This is a genomic window from Lentilactobacillus diolivorans DSM 14421 (genome assembly GCF_001434255.1).
GTDB classification, from domain to species: Bacteria; Bacillota; Bacilli; order Lactobacillales; family Lactobacillaceae; genus Lentilactobacillus; species Lentilactobacillus diolivorans.
This window is the reverse complement of record NZ_AZEY01000109.1, coordinates 21,731-42,192: the sequence shown is the minus strand read 5'-3', so window position 1 is coordinate 42,192 and position 20,462 is coordinate 21,731. Positions and strand designations below refer to the sequence as shown.

The following is a 20,462-nucleotide window of genomic DNA, read 5'->3' as shown; positions in this document are numbered from 1 at the left end:
CGGAATGACTATCAAGTTAATCGCAATCGACATCGATGGGACCCTTTTAAATGAAAATAACGAGCTTGCTCAGGCAACAATTGATGCTATTACTTCAGTTCGCAAAAAAGGAATCAAAGTGGTACTTTGTACTGGAAGGCCTTTAAGTGGGGTTCAACCTTACTTGGACAAATTAAGCATCAGTGGTGCGACTGAATATGCCATCACCTTTAACGGCGCCATGGCACAGGATCTCGAAGGTCATGTCATGGCACATCACACGCTAACTTATAACGACTTTTTGGAAACCGAAATGATTGCCAGAAAATTAGGGGTTCATTATCAGTTTGAAACAATGGATAGTATTTATGCATTTAACCGTGACCTAAGCCCTTATAGTATTGGCGAAAGCTATTTGGTTCGATTACCGGTTAAATTTAGATCCCCGGAAGAGATCAATCAACACATGGTCATTTCAAAAGCAATGTTTGTCGATTTTCCGGATCTGATCACCAAGGCCAATCAGAACCTTCCTCAACAACTTCGTGATCAATTATACGTGGTTCAAAGCGAACCATTCTTTATTGAGTTGATGAACAAACAAGCCAGCAAGGGAAATGCGCTGAGTGATTTAGCCACTCAACTTGGGATGTCCGCCGATAATGTCATGGCAATCGGTGATCAAGGCAATGATCTCACTATGGTCGAATATGCCGGCTGTGGCGTTGCAATGGGAAATGGTATTGATACAGTGAAAGCTGCCGCGTCATTTATCACAAAGCCCAACTCTGAAGATGGGGTTGCATATGCCTTAAATAGATTTATTAAATAATTTCAATAATCAAGCCCCCATAAAACCAACTTCTTTAGAAACTTGGTTTTATGGGGGCCTGATTATACTCTCAGAAAGAATTATTTATATTAAATGACGAGACCGGTTTAAAATTAATTTTGTCCTATTTTCTTTAATTTAATCTTGATTATTGCCAAATAAAAAAGGGCACGAAAAGCAACCCTCAGTCGTACTATGAAATTGAGAATGGAACAACAATTGTTTTGCCCAGTTTCTATGAGTGTAAACACGATGATTACTGAGTAGAGACGTGGGGACCAACAAGCAACCCCCGGCCATCCATATAAGTCCCCTAACTTAACATTCCAAAGTCGGAAATATTAAGTTAGGGGACTTATATTCTGAGATCTAACCGCTTGCTGGCCCACTCTGTTTCCAACACGATCGGAGACTATCCGTTTTCGTCTCACAGTGTTCTTTTAAATACTAGTCAAAACAATTCCCAGACCAATCATAAAAATACCAACAGATAAACAAAAGCGGGCATACCGATTAACTTTAATTGGCTGGTTTTTAATTGACGCCACTTCTTTGGCTTTAGGATACTTAGGCCCATTTTCTGATTCCAAATCAGACTTTTTTCGAAATGAAAATCGCCAGCCGGTAAACAGGTGACCAGATCCCACAATAAAGATCGAAGCAATCACCAGTAATGCAAGCCCGATCAGAAAATCAAGGTTTCCTAAAAACATCAATCCTGACGAACCACTTATTAATAACCAAATCGCATTAAATAAAGCAACGATAATGATCCAGATAAATGATAAATGGGTTTTATACAGAGCCTTCATTAATCCTGATCACCACGAAATCGATTATTAAATAATGGGCTAACTGGTTTGTTTTCATTAATCCGCTTAATGGCATCACCAATCAATGGACCAACCGAAACTTGTTGAATCTTATCAAGATGCTTTTCTTTTGGTAACTGAATTGTATCAGTCACAACCAATTGTTTAATTGGCGATTTTTTAATCCGATCAATTGCTGGTCCTGACAAAACGGGGTGCGTACAACAAGCGTAGACTTCAGTGGCACCGGCATCAACGAGCGCTTGGGCGCCTAGCGTGATGGTCCCGGCTGTATCAATCATATCATCGATCATCAGACAGCGTTTACCCTTAACATCGCCGATGATATTCATAATTTCAGCAACGTTTGCTTCAGGACGTCGTTTATCAATAATTGCGATTGGTGCCTTCAAAAACTCTGCCAATGCCCGAGCTCTTGAAACACCGCCATGATCAGGTGAAACAACGACATCATTGCTACCAAATCCCTGCTTGATAAAATGATCAGCTAACAGTGGTGCACCCATTAGATGGTCAACGGGGATGTCAAAGAATCCTTGAATTTGAGCCGCATGAAGATCCAATGTTACCACCCGATCGACACCATCTTTTTGAATCATATTAGCCACTAATTTAGCGGTAATTGGTTCACGTGAACGGGCCTTGCGATCTTGTCGTGCATAACCGTAATACGGAATCACAACATTGATGGTCCCAGCACTTGCTCTTCGTAACGCATCAACCATGATCAATAATTCCATCAAATTATCGTTAACTGGAGCAGATGTTGATTGAATAATAAAAATATTGTCGCCACGGATACTTTCTTCGATATTAATCCGAATCTCACCATCACTAAAACGATCAACAGATGTTTTACCCAAAGGCACGCCGACAGTCTCTGCGATTTTTTCGGCTAATGGACGATTTGAATTTAGCGCGAAAATTTTAAGTTTAGAATCAAAATATTGCTGAGCCATATGATCCTCCAATTTATTTTTTGTTAACTCATTTCTAACCTAATTATACAATGTTTTATTAGAAAATTATTGTTAATCCTTCTGATATGGTAATTTTTTGAAATAGCCAGGCTTATTTGTCTGTCGTGAACGGGCAATTGCCATGTCATACTGGTTAACAGGCCGATTAATTGTTGAACCAGCGGCAATAAATGAATGATCTTGAATATCAAGCGGCGCAATTAAATTCGAGTTGCTGCCGATAAATGAATCGTCGCCAACTGTCGTTTCATGCTTATGAGCACCATCATAATTGACAAAAATAACGCCACAGCCGACATTAATATTTTTACCAAGTTTTGCATTACCAACATATGTTAAATGACCAACCTTGGTTCCTTCACCAATCGAGGCTTTCTTTACCTCAACGAAGTTCCCCAAATGAACGTGCTTACCTATCAATGCGTGTGGTCGCAAGTGACTGTTTGGTCCAATGTCTGAGTGATCCAGCATTTCTGACTCTTCAATCAGTGAAGATGTGACAGTCACGTGATCATGAATAACCGAATTCCGAATTTCAGAATTGGCCCCAATATAACAATCGTTACCGATCACCGTATTACCCTTAAGCTGGACACCTGGTTCAATAATGGTATCCGATCCAATCTTGACACCGGCATCAATATACGTCCGTTGTGGGTCAATCATTGAAATACCGTCAGCCATATGTTGGCGATTAATCCGCTCCTGCATAATCCGAGTGGCATCAGCTAAGGCAATCCGATCGTTGACACCCATTGACTCATTGAAATCGTCCATTTTGTATGCAGCAATTGTCTCGCCTTCCTGCTTCAAAACTTCAATGACATCCGTTAGATAATATTCTCCTTGAGCGTTATGATTATTGATTTTATGCAGTGCTTCAAACAATGAGCGGTTATCAAATACGTAAACACCCGTATTGATTTCGTCAATAGCTTGTTCTTCAGTCGTCGCATCTTTTTGTTCAACAATCTTTTCAACAATTCCCAAATCATTGCGAACAATCCGACCGTAACCTGTTGGATCAGGTGCCTTGGAAGTCAAAATTGTTGCTTTGGCTTTTTTGTTTTGATGATAAGTGAACAAATTTTCAAATGTTTTAGTTGTGAACAGCGGTGTATCCCCACTAACCACCATCGTCATCCCATCAAGGTCTCCTAAAAGCTTTTCGGCCTGAAGAACGGCATGCCCAGTTCCTAACTGCTTTTCCTGGACAACGTATTTGGTTCGGTTACCAAGATTCTCGCGAACGGCGTCCGCACCAAAGCCAACAACTGTCACAATATTGTTCATATTTGCTTTTTGAACTTGTGTTAAAACGTGATCGACCATTGTCTTCCCACAGAGTCGGTGTAAAACCTTATATAGTTTTGATTTCATCCGAGTCCCTTTGCCTGCAGCCAAGATAATTGTATTCTTTGTTGCCATCATAAATGTCTCCCCAATGCGTTCTAATTAAATATCTTTTCCAAATAATTACCTGGTTGTGAAATAACGGTGTTATTTTCAGCATCTACTCTCATCAACGACGTGTAATCACCAACTGATCGGCCATTTGGAGCAGTACTTTCAGCCACAACACCAACACCAATTAAATTAGCATCAAATTCATCAACCATAGAAATCATACCACCAACGGTGCCACCACCACGCATATAATCATCAACAATCAATACGTTTGAATCCGGTTTTAAGCTCCGTTTTGACAATGACATTTTTTCGATCCGGGTTGACGATCCAGAAACATAGTTCACATTAACCGTTGATCCTTCAGTGATCTCCGTATCATGTCGAACAATCACAAATGGCACATTTAAGAAGTCAGCAACACTTTGGGCAATTGGAACCCCTTTAGTTGCAATCGTCATCACAGCATCCACGTTTTGATTGAGATACTGGGTCGCAAAAATTCTACCAATTTGGCGTAACGTGGCTGGGTTTCCCAATAAATCAGACATGTAAACATAACCACCAGGAAGATATCTTGTATCTGAAGACATTTCTTCGATTAGCTGGCTAACGACATCTTGGGCTTCTTCCTTTAACATGTATGGTAAAAATCTGGTACCACCAGCAGCGCCGGGAATTGTTTCAAGTAACCCCGTTCCACGGGCTTGGAATGTTCGTTTTAAAATCGTTAAATCTTCACTGATTGATGATTTGGCTGAGTCGTAACGATCCGCAAAAAATGTCAACGGCACAAGTGTATGTGGCCGTTCCAACAAGTATCGAGTCATATCGATCAATCGATCACTTCTTCGTATCTTCAAAAATCCCACCTCTAGTTTATGTAATATCTATTTGATTTTATCATAAATGTTCGGCTTTTGGGGGCTCTATATCAAAATATAATGTTTTCGAAATGATTTACGATTTTAACCAACCAAAGATTCATGTTTATTTGGGGGTAACACAAGAAATCGGCCGCTAAACCAACCCGGTTAATTAAGGTGAAAGGTGCTATAAACTCGTCTTTCTTACCGCATTAAATACCAATGCCAAGGCATAAATAACTGCTTCAATCGTTGCAATAAAAAATGTAACCGGCCAATTTGTTAAATATCCAAGATAAAGGCCGACCCAAACACCAAACAAAGCAAAACCAACGGCTAATCCCATCATTTTAGCAACCGTATGAACATAATACTTTGCACTGGCAGCCGGTAGTGTTAATAGCACAAAAATCAACAGCGACCCAACAATCTGGGCGGCAACACTCACGCTAAAAGCCAACATCACTAAAAAAACAATCGAAATGAGTGACCGATGAATATGATTCGTATTAGCCCCAACTGAATCAAAAGAATCATCTTTTAAATTCCGATAAATCATTAATAAGATTAATAAAATGACACCCGATAAAAAGGTCATTTGAATCACTTCATGATGACTGATGCCAATCACACTTCCGAATAAAATACTGGTTGCATAACTGGAATTTTTGCTTGAAAGCGATAAAAACAGAATGCCCATCCCAATAAAGAGCCCGGAGATTGCACTAATCACAGCCTCCCGACGAGATTGGACAGACCCACTCAATTCACCGACCAAAACTGAACTAACAGTGGTAAAAGCTAGCATCCCGTTTAATGGCAGCCAACCGATGAAAACGGCAAAGGAAGCGCCCGCAAATCCAATTTCAGACAATGTGTGAGCCATAAAAGGCATATCCCTCGCAATGACAAAGACTCCCATCATCCCACTCACAATCGCAATTAATGTACCTGCAAAGTAGGCATTTCGCATAAACTCTAGCTCAAACATATTGTCCCTCCTGATTTTCATTGTGCAGGTCACTCATAGCGCCTGTTGTATATTTCCCCTTTCTCAGCCACAGATAATGATCTGGGTATTTATGAATCAGCTGCATGTCGTGCGAGACAAAAAGGATCGTTAGCCCCAATTGCTTATTCAGCCGAAGAACGACATCCAGTAATTCCTGCTTCGTATTCGGGTCAAGACTGGCAGTTGATTCATCCAGAATCAATAAATCAGGATCATTCACCAAAGCTTGACCCAAATATGCTTTTTGCTTTTCACCACCGGATGCTAAACCAAGTGGCCGGTTAGCGATGTCAGTCAAGCCAACCAGTTCGATCACTTTTTTTATGCGCGCTTTCTCTTTTTTCGATAACCAAGGCAGCTTAATACCGGTAAAATTAAGCGCGATAAAATCCTTAATTGATAACGGAAATTCGATGTCAACATTTCTAAACTGAGGAACGTAACCAATTTTCAATCCGTCTTTTAAACGGACTTCGCCACTTGAGGGACGTAGTTGATTTAAAATAATTCGAACAAGCGTTGTTTTTCCGACCCCATTTTCACCGATCACCCCTAAGAACTCGCCCCGGTTAACCTTAAAGCTTAAGTTAGTGAGAACTGGATGGTTAGGAAAACTTAGTGACAAATTTTCAACAGAAATTAATGTTTCACTCAAATGAAAGCCTCCAATGTATGTAAAAAGTAATTATTACTGTTTTAGTTTAAAGTAAATTGAGATTTTGTCAATTACCGTTATGCATAAATTGCTTCAATATCACCTTAATCCGTGCCTGTCTCGGCGCCTAAATTTATCAGTCATGTTGATGTCAAAATAGATCACTGATCGACTATTTTAAAGATAGTTTCCTGTTAAGTCCACGCTTTCATGATCCGTTACAACCACCGCTACCGTTATAAGTGTTAAAGGCTTGTTTAATCATGCAAAAATCAAAAATACCCCGATCCGACAGTAAAAATGATGTTAGATCGAAGTATTAATAATCGCCAATGACTTGTTGATTGTTTAACAAAATGAACAGTTATTTTTCTTACACCGACATCCGTGCCCAATTGAACTCACTTAGTCCATCGAACACTCGGGTTGCGTCAAATAAACCTCGCTACAAAATCCTGAAATACTATTAAAAACCCGACGAGCCCGCGTTTCATTAGGACAGATACCAAAAACAGTCGGTCCACTGCCACTCATCACCGATCCATCAGCGCCATATTTTAAAAGACGTTCTTTGATCGTTGAGATTTGGGGATGATTTGCAATTGTGATTGACTCCAATGCATTCCCCATGTTATTAACAATTTGGGAATAATGATCATTCTGAATACCACTTAAAAGCGCGTCAATATTGGGATGATCAATTTTCGTATGCACCATTCGTCTAATAATTCGGGGAGTCGATACGCTAACATTAGGCTTAGCCAATACAAACCACATTTTAGGTAATTTTTTAAGTGGTGTCACGATCTCTCCCCGTCCCTCCACCAATGCTGTGCGACCGTAGATACAATAAGGCACATCAGAATCAACTTGGAGCCCTAACATTGCCAGTTGCTTTTGCGATAACCCCGTTTGAAACATTTCATTGAGGGCTCTCAATACTGCAGCTGCATCCGAGGAACCACCGCCAAGTCCAGCGGCAACCGGAATATGTTTCTCAATTGAAATGATAATTCCAGCTTTAATGTGAGTCAGATTTAAAAAAAGTTTTGCAGCCTGGTAAGCAAGATTTCGGCGATCATTTGGCAAAAAGCCGGCATCCGACCTAATCTTAATTGCACTTGATTGGATTGTCTCAACTTGGACATAATCGACCAAACCAATTGAAGTCATCACCATCCGCCACTCAATTGAACCATCGGGGTGCACAAAAGGTGAGTCAAGCCCTAAGTTTAATTTTGCTGGTGCTCGAACAATCATCTTCATGGCCCACACCTCTCCTCATCGGCTGCTTAATAACAAAAGTATACTAAATTATTTATTAATTGTCAGCGAATCCAGTGAAAAAATGGCCAAAACAAAAAGGCCTCCATGGCCCCAGAAATAGGTAAGCATCTTATTCGGCTTGCACATTGTCAAAATCGACTTCAATGTTTTTAGTTAAGATATCAGTATAACTATATGAAACTCGTTCAAAATTAGATTTCCCTGGATCTAACTCCACAACAAAAACTGCAGGAAAAGTCTCTCTCAAAACGCCTCGGCGCTTGGTGGTCTTTCTTCGTCCGATTTGAGAAGTCACTAAAACGTGTTGCCCAATATGATCATCCATTTTATGTTTGATCACAGACAGTGTAATTGGCATTATATTCACCTCACAATAAATCATTATAGCATGTGAGGAACAGAAACGCAAATTTTACCACATTTCGCTTTATCTATCAACACAAAAATAATAAAGATTAGTTTAAGATACCTCGTTTATGAAACTCATTACCTAACATGACAAACTGATCCACTGTTAATTGTTCAGGTCGAACACCTGGGTCAATGTTAAGAGTAGCCAAGATTGCTTTCATTTCTGCCTTAGTCTCAGTTGTTTTGCCGAAGATGCCTTGTAAATTATTCCAAAGTGTCTTCCGTTGATGCATAAAACAGCCCCTGACAAAACCGACAAACCGTTTTTGGTCAAAAGGTACCGACTCTTTGCGTGTTTTCTTTGTTAACCGAACAATGGCAGAGTCAACTTTGGGTTGAGGAATAAATGCAGTCCGCGGAACAATAAACGGAATTTCGACATGATTTGATTCTTGAACAATTACTGACAATGACCCATAAGGCTTAGTGCTTGGCTCGGCATTCAACCGATCAGCAACTTCTTTTTGCATCATTACCACAATTGCTTCAAAGTCGATTTGATCTGACAATAAATCCATGACAATTGGCGTGGTAATATAATATGGCAAATTAGCGACCACTTTTACCGGCCGATTTGGTTCAAAATATTGTCCGATCACCTCGGGCAGATTAGCCTTCAAAATATCCTGATTAATAATCGTAATATTATCATATGGCGACAGAGTTTCTTCCAAGACTGGTAATAAGTTTTGATCAATTTCAAAACCTAATACTTGGTGGGCAGCCTTGGCCAATTGTTCAGTCAAGCCGCCAATTCCAGGTCCAATTTCAATCACATTATCTGCTTTTGTAATTTGAGCAGCTTCAACAATGTGGTTCAAAATATTAAGATCTGTTAAAAAGTTCTGACCAAGACTCTTCTTGGCCGACAAGCGATACCGGTTAAGGATCGCTTGGGTTCGTGCTGGACTTGCAATTGCTGGATAATCAGTCATTTTTACCGTCCTTATCAATTTTCTTGACCGCATCTACGAATTGAGTGTGCGTAATTCCAAACATTCGTAACCGATGTTGGAGTTGCTTACCATTGACATACCCGATATGCAACAGCTCCCCCAGCTGCTGACGACGTTGTTTGGATTGAGGATTTCCCATTAAACCGTCGGTCATCAACTCTTCCCGGGAAATCAATTCCTCGGCCGATTGATCCTCGGTATAGACTCGATGGAGCGCATCCTTAATACTTTCAACGCTGGCGTGTTCAACACCCAGCGACCCCTCAGAACGTTTAGGAGCCCCCTGCTTCTTAGTAATAAAAGCATGTTTTACGTTGGGAACTTCGGCCGCAATTGTTTTGCGAATCTTCTCGCCGGAAAAATCCGGGTCGGTGAAAACAATCACACCACGAGTCTTGGCCAATTTTTTAATTAAGGCCATCGTTTCATCCGGAATTGCCGATCCGCGAGTTTCAATCGTATCAGCGTCCACTGCCCGTAAAATTCGCTTAGTGTCATCTTTACCTTCAACCACAATCACTTCTTTAATTTTCTTCATCAAATCTAGTCCTCAATTCCAAATAGTCGCAATGCGTTCGCATAAGTATGAGCAGCAATATCATCAGGATTAACATCACAGAACCGAGCAATTGCTTCAACCGTATACAGTGTATAAGCCGGTTCATTTTGTTTGCCCCGCAAAGGCTCAGGAGCTAGATACGGTGCATCTGTTTCCACTAACATCCGATCAAACGGGGTTTGCCGGACTGATTCGTGAACCTCCCGCGTCTTTTTAAAGCTGGCAACACCACTGTAAGACACCAACATCCCTAAATCTAAAAATTTCTTTAGCCACTCCGGATCACCATTAAAGCTGTGCATCACACCACCGATATCAGAAACATTCATTTCTTTTAAGATGGCATACGTATCTTCAAAAGCATCCCGATTATGAACAGAAATTGGAAGATGCAACTGCTTGGCGATATCAATTTGCCGCTTGAACACTTGTTTCTGAACAGCTCTTGGTGACGTTGTCTGATAGTAATCCAACCCAATTTCTCCCAATGCAACAACTTTGGGGCTTTGTAACTGTTCAATCAACAATTTTTCCTGTTCGTCATGGTAGTGAATCGAATCCTCAGGATGCCAACCAATAATAGAATACATATCTGGATATCTTGCTGATAAAGCCAGTGAGCGATCGTTTAAAACCTGGTTTGATCCGACATTGGCCAATTTAACAACACCCAGGGCTTTCGCATGTTGCGCGTACTTTTCAACGTTTGAATAAAATGCATCGTCGTTTAAATGTGTATGTGAATCAAAAATTTTCATGATCTACCTCGTTATTACCACTTACAACAAAATATGGGTGACTGGTCATACCAATAATTTCTGATAAATAACTAAACTCCCAGTATTTTGATGGGTTGTTTTTTCCCGTTGCAATCGAAATCACTTGGCATTCACTTAAACGCTGCCAAATTGCCTAACTCTGGAGGCTTCTCAGCGACAACAAAAGGACCAGAACAAATCACGCTTTGTCCCAGCCCCTTCATTATACATAATTATGATCTAATCGTACCAATTCTACTATTTTTAATCCCGACAGATAGCCGTCAAAGCCCATTGACCCAGTAATTATTGGTAATCCCAATCACCAGCTCTAATCCGAAAACTGCCGATGTTGTTACTCTAGTGTGATACCATTCTCAAAATGGGAATCAACCGTGACTAGTTCAACATTACCATCCGGATGCTCAACCGAAAGGAGCATCCCTTGACTAACTTGTCCACGCATTTTCCGCGGCTTTAAGTTGGATACAATGATAACTTTCTTGCCAACTAATTTTTTGAAGTCGGGATACCACTGAGCGATTCCGGAAAGGATTTGACGGTCACCATCATCGCCGGCATTTAGTCTAAATTGAAGTAACTTATCAGCGCCTTGGACCTTGTTAACATCCTGAACTTCAGCAACTTTCAACTCAATCTTTTCGAAAGCATCAAATCTAACTTCCTTCTTAGTCAACTTAAGATCGGTTGTTTCGGGATCAAATTCCTTTTCAGCCGCTTGCTTCATTGCTGCTCGGCCCTTAGCCTTATCATTTTTCGTCATCTGGGCCTTAATGAAGTCAACTTCTTCATCAACATCAACCCGGGGGAAAATTGGGGTTCCCTTAGCAGCACACTGACCACCAGCAGGTAAGTCAGCGAATCTAAGTTCTTTGAGATTGATTGCCTCAGTAAGACCTAATTGTTGAAAAATTTCTTTGGGTGCATGAGTCATAACTGGACTAATCAGCTCTGCGATGACCCGTAAACTAGCTGCCAAATGTGCCATAGTTGAAGCCAATTTGTCTTTATCAGCATCGTCCTTAGCTAAAACCCACGGCTCGGTTTGATCAATATATTTATTGGTTTGGGATACTAATTTCCAAATCTCAGCAAGCGCATCTGAGAAATGTAAGTCATCCATCAATTGTTTATAGTTCTTGGTGACTTCAGCAGCTGTATTCTCCAGCTCCGTGTCAAACTCTGTAACCCCAAGTCTGAGTTGTGGAATGATGCCGTTCTCATACTTATTAATCATTGAAACCGTTCGATTCAGTAAGTTTCCAAGGTCATTTGCCAAATCAAAATTTACCCGGTCAACAAAATCTTCCGGTGTGAAGATCCCATCATTAGCGTAAGGCATTGCCCGGAGCAGATAGTAACGTAATGCATCCAATCCGTAACGATCAACTAAAGTCTCTGGATAAATGACATTTCCCTTAGACTTGGACATCTTACCATCCTTCATTAATAGCCAACCATGGCCAAAGACCGTTTTGGGTAATGGCAACCCAAGCGCATGCAAAATAATTGGCCAATAGATGGTATGGAAACGAACAATTTCCTTACCCACCATTTGAACATCAGCAGGCCAATATTTCTTGAAGTTACTATCATCTTTGCCATCATAACCCAATGCAGTAATATAGTTTGACAATGCGTCAATCCAAACATATACCACATGCTTAGGATCAGACTTGACGCGAACCCCCCAGTTGAAACTGGTTCGAGAAACGGCAAGGTCTTCAAGTCCCGGCTGGATGAAGTTCTTAATCATCTCATTCATTCGTGAAGCAGGCTGAATAAAATCTGGATGGTCCTTATAATACTGAAGTAGCCAATCCGCATACTTACTCATTTTAAAGAAGTATGATTGTTCATGAACTAATTGAACTTCATGGCCGCTTGGCGCCTTACCACCGACAACCTTGCCGTCGTCATCACGATAAACCTCAGCGAGTTGACTCTCGGTAAAGTATTCTTCATCAGAAACCGAATACCAGCCCGTATACTCACCTAAATAGATGTCACCAGCATCAAGTAATTTCTGAAAAATGTCAGCAACTGCTTTTTCGTGGTAATCGTCAGTTGTTCGAATAAACTTGGTATTAGAAATTTCCAATTTTTTCCAAAGTTCTTTAATGGTTCCTGCCATCTTATCAACATAACTTTGTGGTGACATCCCCAATTGTTCTGCTTTTTGTTCAATTTTCAACCCATGTTCATCGGTTCCGGTCAGAAAAAATACATCGTAACCCATTGCCCGTTTATAACGAGCTTCCGCGTCACAAGCAATTGTTGTATATGAATTACCAATATGTAATCTCCCTGATGGATAATAAATTGGAGTTGTGATATAAAATTTTGGCTTACTTTCTGCCATGAAAGTACCTCTTTTCCAAACTTATTAATCTTTAATAATTACAATCCAGTATAGCAAAAAAAGTAATCGTATGCGAGATAATTTGGTGAACGAAAGCTTGTTTAAACGACTTCATCAACCAGAAAATCTTCAACTGATTGATTGGGGCCGCCAAGATTAATCCCCCATTATTCCAGTCCATTCACTTTAAAACAAATCCATCTGTAACGGCGATAAATGATCAAACGAAATTCCCAACAGCTTCTGTAACTGCAAAGCATTATCAGCCGCATCCCGGCCAGCATTATTATTGAAAATAACGCAAACTTCCTTACAGTGCTTTTGCAAGGCCAAAATGGTTTTACAAAACTGTTGTAATTCTTCTTTTGAATAACGATAAAGAGTCCGCTTCGATCGCCAATCACTGCCGTTTTCCGTCCAGCCTTTCACATTTCTACCATGCAGTCGAAGTAAACTCAACTGATCATTGGTAACAATTGGCTCAAATGGAACTCCCATGTTGGTCGTATGGGGTTCATCGACCGCAACGAGTGTCATCCCCAATTCATGTAAATAACCCGAAACATCCCGGGTGATTTCTTTGCCAAACCAGCTGGCATTCCGAAATTCCACTGCAATCGGATACCCAACCATCAACTGGCTGATTCGACGCAAATATTCAATTGTTTCAACGCTACGGCCAAAATAGGGTGGAAATTGAAACAGAATTGTTTTTAACTGACCCGCATCTACCAAAGGGGCAATTGCCCGTTGATACCGATTAAAAATTTCAAGCCGTTCTTCATTTCCCACGGGATCCGAACTGCCTTGATCATGCATCGTCATCACGCGATTCGCCTTTAAAACAAATTGAAAGTTATTCGGAACTTGCTGTTGCCAGTTAATGATCACTTCAGTTTTAGGAACTGCATAAAATGGCGTATCCAACTCAACAACTGGAAAATGAGCACTATACTCCGTCAGCCTGACTTTTCGTTTCTGACCATCAATCAACGACGGATGCTCTGAAAATGTTGTTAAACCAATTGTAATCATGCGTCTGCCCCTTTCTGATAAACCATGATTAAACGCTTAGTTGATCAAAAAAGTCGACGGCATTCTCCTTAATCATTGTAAATGGAAATGCAAAGTCTAACTTCTCTTCGTTAATTGCAAGGACTTTAGCATTTTGGGTGCGATAATCAATTAAACCAGCAAATGGATAAACTCTAAACGACGTGCCGACAATCACGATTAAATCAGCGTTTGATACAGCACTCACACTCATTGAAATGGCACTTGGATTAAGCCCTTCTCCGTACAACACAATGTCGGGTCGTAAAACACCACCACAGTTTCGATGATACATGCTCTTCAAATACTCGTGATAATCAACTTTTTTCCGACACTTCTGACAGTAGACGTTATAAAGATTCCCGTGAAACTCAATCAGGTTTTTGGTACCGGCTTTTCGATACAGACTATCGATATTTTGGGTCACAACTGTTGCCCCACGTCTTTGGGTAAAGGCAGCCTGTTTTTCATGAATCACGTTTGGCTTGGCGTCTGGATAATACATATTTGATTTTTCATACTGATAGAAAACTTTAGGTTCATTGTTTAAACAATCAGTACTTAAATAATACTCCGCGGGTTTATCAGATTTATCATTTGTATAAAGACCGTTCTTAGAGCGATAATCAGGAATCCCTGAAGCCGTTGATACACCGGCACCAGTTAGAAAAACAATATGTTTTGCATTATCAAATTCGCTTTGAATTTTAGGATCAATTGCAGTCATTGAATTCCTCCTCAACTTTTATGACTTACGTTCAATATAAGGCATTTTTAGTTCATCAAACAACTCTTTCACCGTTTTATTGTAAATCGTCTTGAAAAATTCTGGATTATCTTGATTTCCTTTGGGATTAGCAATTACGAACGAGTTTTGGTCATCCACCCGATTGAATCCAACATATGCCCGCGTGTTGCTGCTAACCTCGATTAGTTCCGAATGGTACACCTCAAATAATTGTTTTACCTGCAGCCCTAATTGTCGTTTTGACAAGACACTCGTTAATGTTGTGAATTCATCATTGTGTAAAGGCGGTAGCTCCCACTTTCGCAACTGTTCATCAAATGCCTTAAATAGTTTAACAACATTTCGTCGCAAACCAAATGGCGAATCAGTCGGCTTCTCCGTAATAACCTTATAAAGGTTCCTAGCAGCAGCCAATGAAATTGGAAAATCGCCGCTGAGTTTATCAGCAACAGAATCAAAATGGTCACCATAAAACACAAGTGCATCCAACAAAGTCATTAATCGTAACGTCATTTGATCGTCTACCGGATCAGGTTCGGGCTTAATGGTTGCATAAATTCCCTTAAGATACATCTTTTCAATTTCATCATTAATCAAACCATGTTTCCGCTGTTCTGAAACAACAACGAAATGAGACACAATATCATACAATTCGGTACCCATCATTTTTAGCTGATCGTCAAGCTGATCCTGACCGGTAGTTAATGAAAAGAAGACTTGTGGAAAGCCTCGTAGAACCATCAGCAAATGGAGCAACTCGTGGGATGCTGTATAGTTTGGCGCGCTTAAATCAGCAATTTGAACCGTGATGTTCTTACCATCCTGAACTGCTTGGGCTTGATCATGGCGGACATAACCAGATTGAAGCTTACCAATAAACGTTACTGTGACCGTCCCTGGGAAAAAACTGTTAACAGCGTCAATTAAACTGTGAACACTGTCGTTTAATTCGATATTAATTTCGTTATTCATTGAAATTCTCCTATTTTCGTAATTGATTTAAAAGTCGTTTAACAGCTAAAGAATCCGGCTGTTTTAATTGGCGCAGTTGCGGCAAAATTTTTGGTAATTCAGCTTCAGTCGTCCCGTTTGCCATTGCCAATGATTTTAATTGTAAATTCATATGTCCACGTTGAATCCCGTCAGTTACCAAGGCTTTCAATGCTGCTAAATTTTGAGCCAACCCAACCGCTGCAATGACCATCATTTCCTCATGAACATTTTTAACACCCATAATTGCTTGATTGACTGACACCAGTGGTAATACTTTAGTGGCACCACCCAAAAATCCGATTGGCATCGGCACCGTCATTTCGCCAACCAATTGATCATGATCAATTCGCCACTGACTAACGCCACGATAGCTGCCATCCCTGGCCGCAAACGAGTGAACCGCACTTTCAACTGCTCGCGAATCATTTCCAAGTGCAATCACGGCAGCATCAATGCCATTCATAATACCCTTATTGTGGGTGGCTGCCCGATGAATGTCAATCTGAGCAACTCGACTAGCATCAACGATCCGTTGTGCCACTTGCCGACCAGTCATTGTTTGGGTAGCTAATTTATCACTATTAACACAACCGGAAACTCGAACCAGACTGCCATCAGCAAAATTTGATAAAATAGCCATCGTAATCTCAACATGTAATTGTTCTCGAAGCCAATTCGCAACAGCCTCCAACATGGTGTTAATTAAATTGGCACCCATGGCTTCACCAGTATCAACTGTCAGATCAACGGATACGAATGAAGAATCCAGTTGCCGAACGGCCAATTCACGGGCACCCCGACTATACTGTAAAATCCGTTGATGACTTTTGTTGGCCACTTCAATGGCTTCGGCCTGGTGCTGTTGAATAAACCGATTAACCTTTTCAAACTGACTAGTCTTGATCACAACCTGGCCAGTCACCAGCCGATCCAAAACAGCCGCAGAGACCCCCTTGCCGTCCGCTAATAATTTACTGCCATTGCTGGCCGCTGCAATCACAGAAGGCTCTTCAGTGACCATTGGTACCAAGTATGGCTGATCGTTAACAACAAGATTAGTGACAATTCCCTCCGGCAGCGCATAATCGGTCAGATAATTTTCGATTAAATTAGTGGAAACACCAGATGCCCCGGCCTGTAATTTTTGAAATTGAGCAGCATCTAGTTTAGCATTGGCCACGATTAACTGTAATCGCTCCTGATAAGTCTTTTTATAAAAGTGATCCCATTGCTGATTCATTGATTTCCTCCAAAGATAACTGGATCCAAGATAATGACATTTGGTCACAAAAGGGCCTCTCCCAAGATCGTCTCTTGATTTCAGCCCTGTATTCAAACCATTTATTGAAAATTACTTTTTGCGATGATAATGACGGTCAACGTATTCCGTGATAACGCCTTCACGGACACCACTTTCCGAGAAAATAACCTTTTTAGCTTCAACCTTATCCATTAAGACAATCAAAGGGAGTAGACCACCGACAATGATATCGGCTCGATCGACTTCCAAGCCTTGAATTTGCTGCCGGCGCTTGACATTTCCTTTCAACAATCCTAAATAGGTCCGGTTAACCTGTTCATAGGTTAAATGATAACCGTGAATTGCATCAATGCGCATCATGTTTTGACGACGCCGGTTGATTCGGGCCAGTGTCCGATTCGCCCCACCCAATAATACCAGCGGTTGATGACGGGAACGGCTTAACCACTTCACTTTTGAATAGAGCTTTCGAATATTGAATTGTGCATTAAACAAATTAGCACCGGTAATATTGTCGTCCAAATGATAACGTTCCGTAATATTAACAGCACCGATTGGAATACTGGTCAAATTTGTGCTCTCACCATGGTTAACCCGAATAAGTTCGCAACTCGCCCCACCAATGTCTAAAATCAAACAATTTCGAATTCCCAGACGGTTAATCACACCTAAGTAATCATAATAGGCTTCTTGATTTCCCGAAAGCACTTTAATGGTAATCCCAATTCGAGACTTGACCCCTGCTAAAAACTGGTCTTGATTTTTTGCCTGACGTACCGCAGCGGTTGCCATTCCGATCACTCGCTTAGCATCATATTCCGTATAGATCTTTTTGAAATCGGCTAAAGCGCGGATCGTTCGCTCCATGGCCTCGGGCTGAAGGATCTTTTCGCGTCCCATCCCTTCCGACAAACGACTGTCACTTTTAATTCGTTTAATTTCCCGATAAGAACCATCACTTAAAATTTGGTTAATTGCCATTCTAACCGAATTAGAACCAATATCCAAAATTACAAGGTTTTCCATCCCTGCCATCCTTTCTGGACAAACTAGTTAAAGTAATTGATTCCAATTGCATCACGAACCTCTTTCAAAGTTTGATTGGCAACTTGATTAGCATATTCGCTACCTTTTTTCAAAATATCATAAACACTCTGAACATCTTGCGCATAACGATTACGTCGTTCACGGATCGGTTTTAGCTCTGCCTGGAGAACGTCATTTAAGTACCGTTTAATTTTAACATCCCCGAGCCCACCATGACGATATTGTGCCTTCAGGTCAGCAACTTGCTCCTTGTCTGAATCAAAAATATCCAAATAAGTGAACACAGTATTGCCTTCAACTTGACCAGGATCGGCAACGTGAATGTGATTTGGATCAGTATACATTGACATCACTTTCTTTTGAATCGTATCTTCATCGTCCGAAAGATAAATCGCATTGCCTAATGATTTACTCATCTTGGCATTGCCGTCCAGCCCAGGAATTCGACCCATTCCTTTTGGTGGGAAGTAGCCTTCCGGTTCAACTAAAATATCTTCGTGGTAAATTGTATTGAACGAACGTACAATTTCTCGTGTTTGCTCCAGCATCGGTTCCTGATCATCGCCAACGGGCACCGTTGTTGCTTTAAATGCCGTAATATCAGCAGCTTGGCTAATCGGGTACATGGCAAATCCAACTGGAACACTTTGCCCAAAGTCCTTTTGTTTAATTTCATTCTTAACAGTTGGGTTACGATTTAAACGTGAAACGGTCACCAGATTTGAATAATGTTGTGTTAATTCGCTCAACGCTGGAATTTGCGACTGAACTAAAATCGTTGACTTTTTGGGATCAATTCCCACTGCTAAGTAATCGAGCGCAACCTGAATCAAACTGTGTCGAATTTTTTCTGGATCACGCGCATTATCGGTTAATGCCTGCATATCAGCAATCATAATAAATGTCTCGTAGTCACCGGAATTCTGTAGTTCAACTCGGTTTTTTAATGACCCAACGTAGTGGCCAATATGTAATTTTCCAGTTGGGCGATCGCCTGTTAAAATAATCTTTTTTGTCATCAAAATTCATCCTTTCGTTACCTGTCATTTACTCATGTACTTGTGGATAATTGGCAAACCAGCGGTATCCAAGCTACAATTACCAACACACACGAAATGGGTTCGCGTATCAAATTGATAAAAAGCGCCCTATTGTCTTCACAATAGGACGCTTAAACGTGGTACCACCTAAATTGTAACTATCGTATTTAGTTACCGCTCTTGACGATATGGAGTCACCCGTATTCGTTTCCAATTCGTTTCGTCACGATTGCTTTCAGCTAATGCAATCTCTCTGTTGGCCGACGATTCTACTCATTTCTTAATAACATTTTAATTTTACTTATTAATAGTCTAAATGTCAAAAAGTTATTAATAAAGAAACATTTCTTTTAGATAAACTTCCCAGAACTAACTAATAGCCCTCACTTAAATCAACCTGATTACGGGCAACCCGGTCATTCTTCAAAATTGACTTGAGATTCTCGCGTAAAATTGCAAATGCTGCATCACCATATTCAACGAAGCCACCAGAAATATGAGGTGTCATAATCACATTTGCCATCCCCCACAAAGGCGAATCAGTTGCAAGTGGCTCTTGTTCGTAAACATCAAGGCCTGCCCCTGATAGCTTCCCAGCCTGAAGTGCACTGACAAGTGCCTCTGTATCTACCGAGGGTCCCCGGCCAACATTAATAAACAAGGGCTGATTTGTTAACGTTTCAAAAAACGACCGGTCAAAAAAGTGATGCGTCTGTTCCGTCAGTGGCATAATATTAATAATGATGTCTGCTGCTTCAGTGGCCTTTATTGCATCATGATCCGTAAAGACTTGGTCGAAGTTGGCCGCGGGGTGGCCATGTCGACTAATGCCAATTGTCTTGACACCAAACACTTTTAATTTATTGGCAATCTCTTGACCAATATGGCCAGTTCCATATATGGCCGCCACCTTTTGATGCAATGTCGTAATTGTTGGCCGAATCTGATCGCCGATCCATTTAGACTGCTGCTTGGCATGCTCGCTTTCCAAGACACCACGAACAAACGCCAACACATAAGCGATAACTGTTTCAGAAATTGGCTCCGCGTGAATGCCGCTGACATTAGCAAGCAAAATCCCCTTTTGTTTAAAGGTTTTTAATGGTAAATAGTCAACACCAGCGGAATTGGACTGGACAAAGCGAAGTTGAGTCGATTGATTCAAAACTTCTGTACCCAATTGATTCCAACCATAGATTGCCGAAATCTTTGTGATTAAACTCGGTGTCACTTGTTCAGGATCAATGATTTCTAAATCAGGAATCTGAGCTAACTGCTTTCGATTAGCCGAACTGAGTTCAAATAAATTTAATAATTTCAAGTTAATTCTTCTTTCTGAATCGCTAATTTTTACAATCATTATACAATGATTCGCTAATAAATTAACAATCTGGTCCATTGA

20 protein-coding genes are annotated in these 20,462 nt (G+C 40.7%); 1 reads left to right on the top strand and 19 read right to left on the bottom strand.

Annotated features, from left to right (window positions below):
* Positions 1-4 precede the first annotated feature (4 nt).
* Entirely contained in the window at positions 5-811 is an 807-nt protein-coding gene (gene yidA, locus FC85_RS15165) for a sugar-phosphatase (protein ID WP_057866365.1), read from the top strand.
* 440 nt (positions 812-1,251) lie between these two features.
* Here yidA and FC85_RS15160 read toward each other — a convergent pair whose 3' ends face one another.
* The 19 genes from FC85_RS15160 to FC85_RS15070 all read right to left on the bottom strand — a co-directional run bounded on the left by FC85_RS15160 (position 1,252) and on the right by FC85_RS15070 (position 20,381).
* Entirely contained in the window at positions 1,252-1,623 is a 372-nt protein-coding gene (locus FC85_RS15160; RefSeq protein ID WP_057866364.1) for a DUF3899 domain-containing protein, read from the bottom strand.
* Positions 1,623-2,603, bottom strand: coding sequence for a ribose-phosphate diphosphokinase (locus tag FC85_RS15155; protein WP_057866363.1), 981 nt, complete (start codon positions 2,601-2,603; stop codon positions 1,623-1,625). The genes FC85_RS15160 and FC85_RS15155 overlap by 1 nt, the downstream gene beginning before the upstream one ends.
* Positions 2,604-2,675: 72 nt before the next feature.
* The gene (gene glmU / locus FC85_RS15150; protein WP_057866362.1) at positions 2,676-4,052 is read right to left on the bottom strand and encodes a bifunctional UDP-N-acetylglucosamine diphosphorylase/glucosamine-1-phosphate N-acetyltransferase GlmU; all 1,377 of its coding nucleotides are present in this window, start codon (positions 4,050-4,052) and stop codon (positions 2,676-2,678) included.
* A gap of 23 nt (positions 4,053-4,075) precedes the next feature.
* Positions 4,076-4,894 carry a pur operon repressor gene (purR, locus tag FC85_RS15145; protein WP_083485169.1) on the bottom strand — a complete coding sequence of 273 codons (819 nt, stop codon included), beginning with the start codon at positions 4,892-4,894 and terminating at the stop codon, positions 4,076-4,078.
* A gap of 190 nt (positions 4,895-5,084) precedes the next feature.
* Positions 5,085-5,888 (bottom strand): metal ABC transporter permease, encoded by an 804-nt coding sequence (locus tag FC85_RS15140; protein WP_057866361.1) that lies wholly within the window; start codon positions 5,886-5,888, stop codon positions 5,085-5,087.
* Complete coding sequence (locus FC85_RS15135) at positions 5,881-6,564, bottom strand: metal ABC transporter ATP-binding protein (protein WP_057866360.1); 684 nt, start codon at positions 6,562-6,564, stop codon at positions 5,881-5,883. The genes FC85_RS15140 and FC85_RS15135 overlap by 8 nt, the downstream gene beginning before the upstream one ends.
* A 405-nt stretch (positions 6,565-6,969) precedes the next feature.
* Positions 6,970-7,830 carry a 4-(cytidine 5'-diphospho)-2-C-methyl-D-erythritol kinase gene (ispE, locus tag FC85_RS15130; protein WP_057866359.1) on the bottom strand — a complete coding sequence of 287 codons (861 nt, stop codon included), beginning with the start codon at positions 7,828-7,830 and terminating at the stop codon, positions 6,970-6,972.
* Positions 7,831-7,960: 130 nt separating this feature from the next.
* On the bottom strand, positions 7,961-8,209 hold the full coding sequence (locus FC85_RS15125) for a Veg family protein (RefSeq protein ID WP_057866358.1): 249 nt from the start codon (positions 8,207-8,209) through the stop codon (positions 7,961-7,963).
* Between the two features lie 97 nt (positions 8,210-8,306).
* On the bottom strand, positions 8,307-9,197 hold the full coding sequence (gene rsmA, locus FC85_RS15120) for a 16S rRNA (adenine(1518)-N(6)/adenine(1519)-N(6))-dimethyltransferase RsmA (RefSeq protein ID WP_057866357.1): 891 nt from the start codon (positions 9,195-9,197) through the stop codon (positions 8,307-8,309).
* The gene (gene rnmV / locus FC85_RS15115; RefSeq protein WP_057866395.1) at positions 9,190-9,756 is read right to left on the bottom strand and encodes a ribonuclease M5; all 567 of its coding nucleotides are present in this window, start codon (positions 9,754-9,756) and stop codon (positions 9,190-9,192) included. Before rnmV ends, rsmA begins: the two co-directional genes overlap by 8 nt.
* Before the next feature lie 5 nt (positions 9,757-9,761).
* Positions 9,762-10,535: a TatD family hydrolase gene (locus tag FC85_RS15110; RefSeq protein ID WP_057866356.1), complete on the bottom strand. Its 774-nt coding sequence runs from the start codon at positions 10,533-10,535 to the stop codon at positions 9,762-9,764.
* Positions 10,536-10,890: 355 nt separating this feature from the next.
* Entirely contained in the window at positions 10,891-12,918 is a 2,028-nt protein-coding gene (metG, locus tag FC85_RS15105) for a methionine--tRNA ligase (RefSeq protein ID WP_057866355.1), read from the bottom strand.
* 186 nt (positions 12,919-13,104) lie between these two features.
* Entirely contained in the window at positions 13,105-13,953 is an 849-nt protein-coding gene (locus FC85_RS15100; RefSeq protein ID WP_057866354.1) for a DUF72 domain-containing protein, read from the bottom strand.
* A 28-nt stretch (positions 13,954-13,981) separates the two neighbouring features.
* Entirely contained in the window at positions 13,982-14,698 is a 717-nt protein-coding gene (locus FC85_RS15095) for an NAD-dependent protein deacylase (RefSeq protein ID WP_057866353.1), read from the bottom strand.
* Positions 14,699-14,716: 18 nt separating this feature from the next.
* The gene (locus FC85_RS15090; protein WP_057866352.1) at positions 14,717-15,691 is read right to left on the bottom strand and encodes a hypothetical protein; all 975 of its coding nucleotides are present in this window, start codon (positions 15,689-15,691) and stop codon (positions 14,717-14,719) included.
* Between the two features lie 10 nt (positions 15,692-15,701).
* On the bottom strand, positions 15,702-16,952 hold the full coding sequence (locus tag FC85_RS15085; RefSeq protein ID WP_057866351.1) for a hydroxymethylglutaryl-CoA reductase, degradative: 1,251 nt from the start codon (positions 16,950-16,952) through the stop codon (positions 15,702-15,704).
* Positions 16,953-17,063: 111 nt separating this feature from the next.
* Complete coding sequence (locus FC85_RS15080) at positions 17,064-17,999, bottom strand: Ppx/GppA family phosphatase (protein ID WP_057866350.1); 936 nt, start codon at positions 17,997-17,999, stop codon at positions 17,064-17,066.
* Positions 18,000-18,022: 23 nt separating this feature from the next.
* On the bottom strand, positions 18,023-19,039 hold the full coding sequence (gene trpS / locus FC85_RS15075) for a tryptophan--tRNA ligase (RefSeq protein WP_057866349.1): 1,017 nt from the start codon (positions 19,037-19,039) through the stop codon (positions 18,023-18,025).
* A gap of 394 nt (positions 19,040-19,433) precedes the next feature.
* Positions 19,434-20,381: an NAD(P)-dependent oxidoreductase gene (locus FC85_RS15070; RefSeq protein WP_057866348.1), complete on the bottom strand. Its 948-nt coding sequence runs from the start codon at positions 20,379-20,381 to the stop codon at positions 19,434-19,436.
* Positions 20,382-20,462 lie beyond the last annotated feature (81 nt).

Coding starts and splice junctions, on each gene's coding strand:
- yidA (WP_057866365.1), top strand. CDS start 5: ATGACTATCAAGTTAATCGCAATCGACATCGATGGGACCCTTTTAAAT.
- FC85_RS15160 (WP_057866364.1), bottom strand. CDS start 1,623: ATGAAGGCTCTGTATAAAACCCATTTATCATTTATCTGGATCATTATC.
- FC85_RS15155 (WP_057866363.1), bottom strand. CDS start 2,603: ATGGCTCAGCAATATTTTGATTCTAAACTTAAAATTTTCGCGCTAAAT.
- glmU (WP_057866362.1), bottom strand. CDS start 4,052: ATGGCAACAAAGAATACAATTATCTTGGCTGCAGGCAAAGGGACTCGG.
- FC85_RS15140 (WP_057866361.1), bottom strand. CDS start 5,888: ATGTTTGAGCTAGAGTTTATGCGAAATGCCTACTTTGCAGGTACATTA.
- ispE (WP_057866359.1), bottom strand. CDS start 7,830: ATGAAGATGATTGTTCGAGCACCAGCAAAATTAAACTTAGGGCTTGAC.
- FC85_RS15125 (WP_057866358.1), bottom strand. CDS start 8,209: ATGCCAATTACACTGTCTGTGATCAAACATAAAATGGATGATCATATT.
- rsmA (WP_057866357.1), bottom strand. CDS start 9,197: ATGACTGATTATCCAGCAATTGCAAGTCCAGCACGAACCCAAGCGATC.
- rnmV (WP_057866395.1), bottom strand. CDS start 9,756: ATGAAGAAAATTAAAGAAGTGATTGTGGTTGAAGGTAAAGATGACACT.
- FC85_RS15110 (WP_057866356.1), bottom strand. CDS start 10,535: ATGAAAATTTTTGATTCACATACACATTTAAACGACGATGCATTTTAT.
- metG (WP_057866355.1), bottom strand. CDS start 12,918: ATGGCAGAAAGTAAGCCAAAATTTTATATCACAACTCCAATTTATTAT.
- FC85_RS15100 (WP_057866354.1), bottom strand. CDS start 13,953: ATGATTACAATTGGTTTAACAACATTTTCAGAGCATCCGTCGTTGATT.
- FC85_RS15095 (WP_057866353.1), bottom strand. CDS start 14,698: ATGACTGCAATTGATCCTAAAATTCAAAGCGAATTTGATAATGCAAAA.
- FC85_RS15090 (WP_057866352.1), bottom strand. CDS start 15,691: ATGAATAACGAAATTAATATCGAATTAAACGACAGTGTTCACAGTTTA.
- FC85_RS15085 (WP_057866351.1), bottom strand. CDS start 16,952: ATGAATCAGCAATGGGATCACTTTTATAAAAAGACTTATCAGGAGCGA.
- FC85_RS15080 (WP_057866350.1), bottom strand. CDS start 17,999: ATGGAAAACCTTGTAATTTTGGATATTGGTTCTAATTCGGTTAGAATG.
- trpS (WP_057866349.1), bottom strand. CDS start 19,039: ATGACAAAAAAGATTATTTTAACAGGCGATCGCCCAACTGGAAAATTA.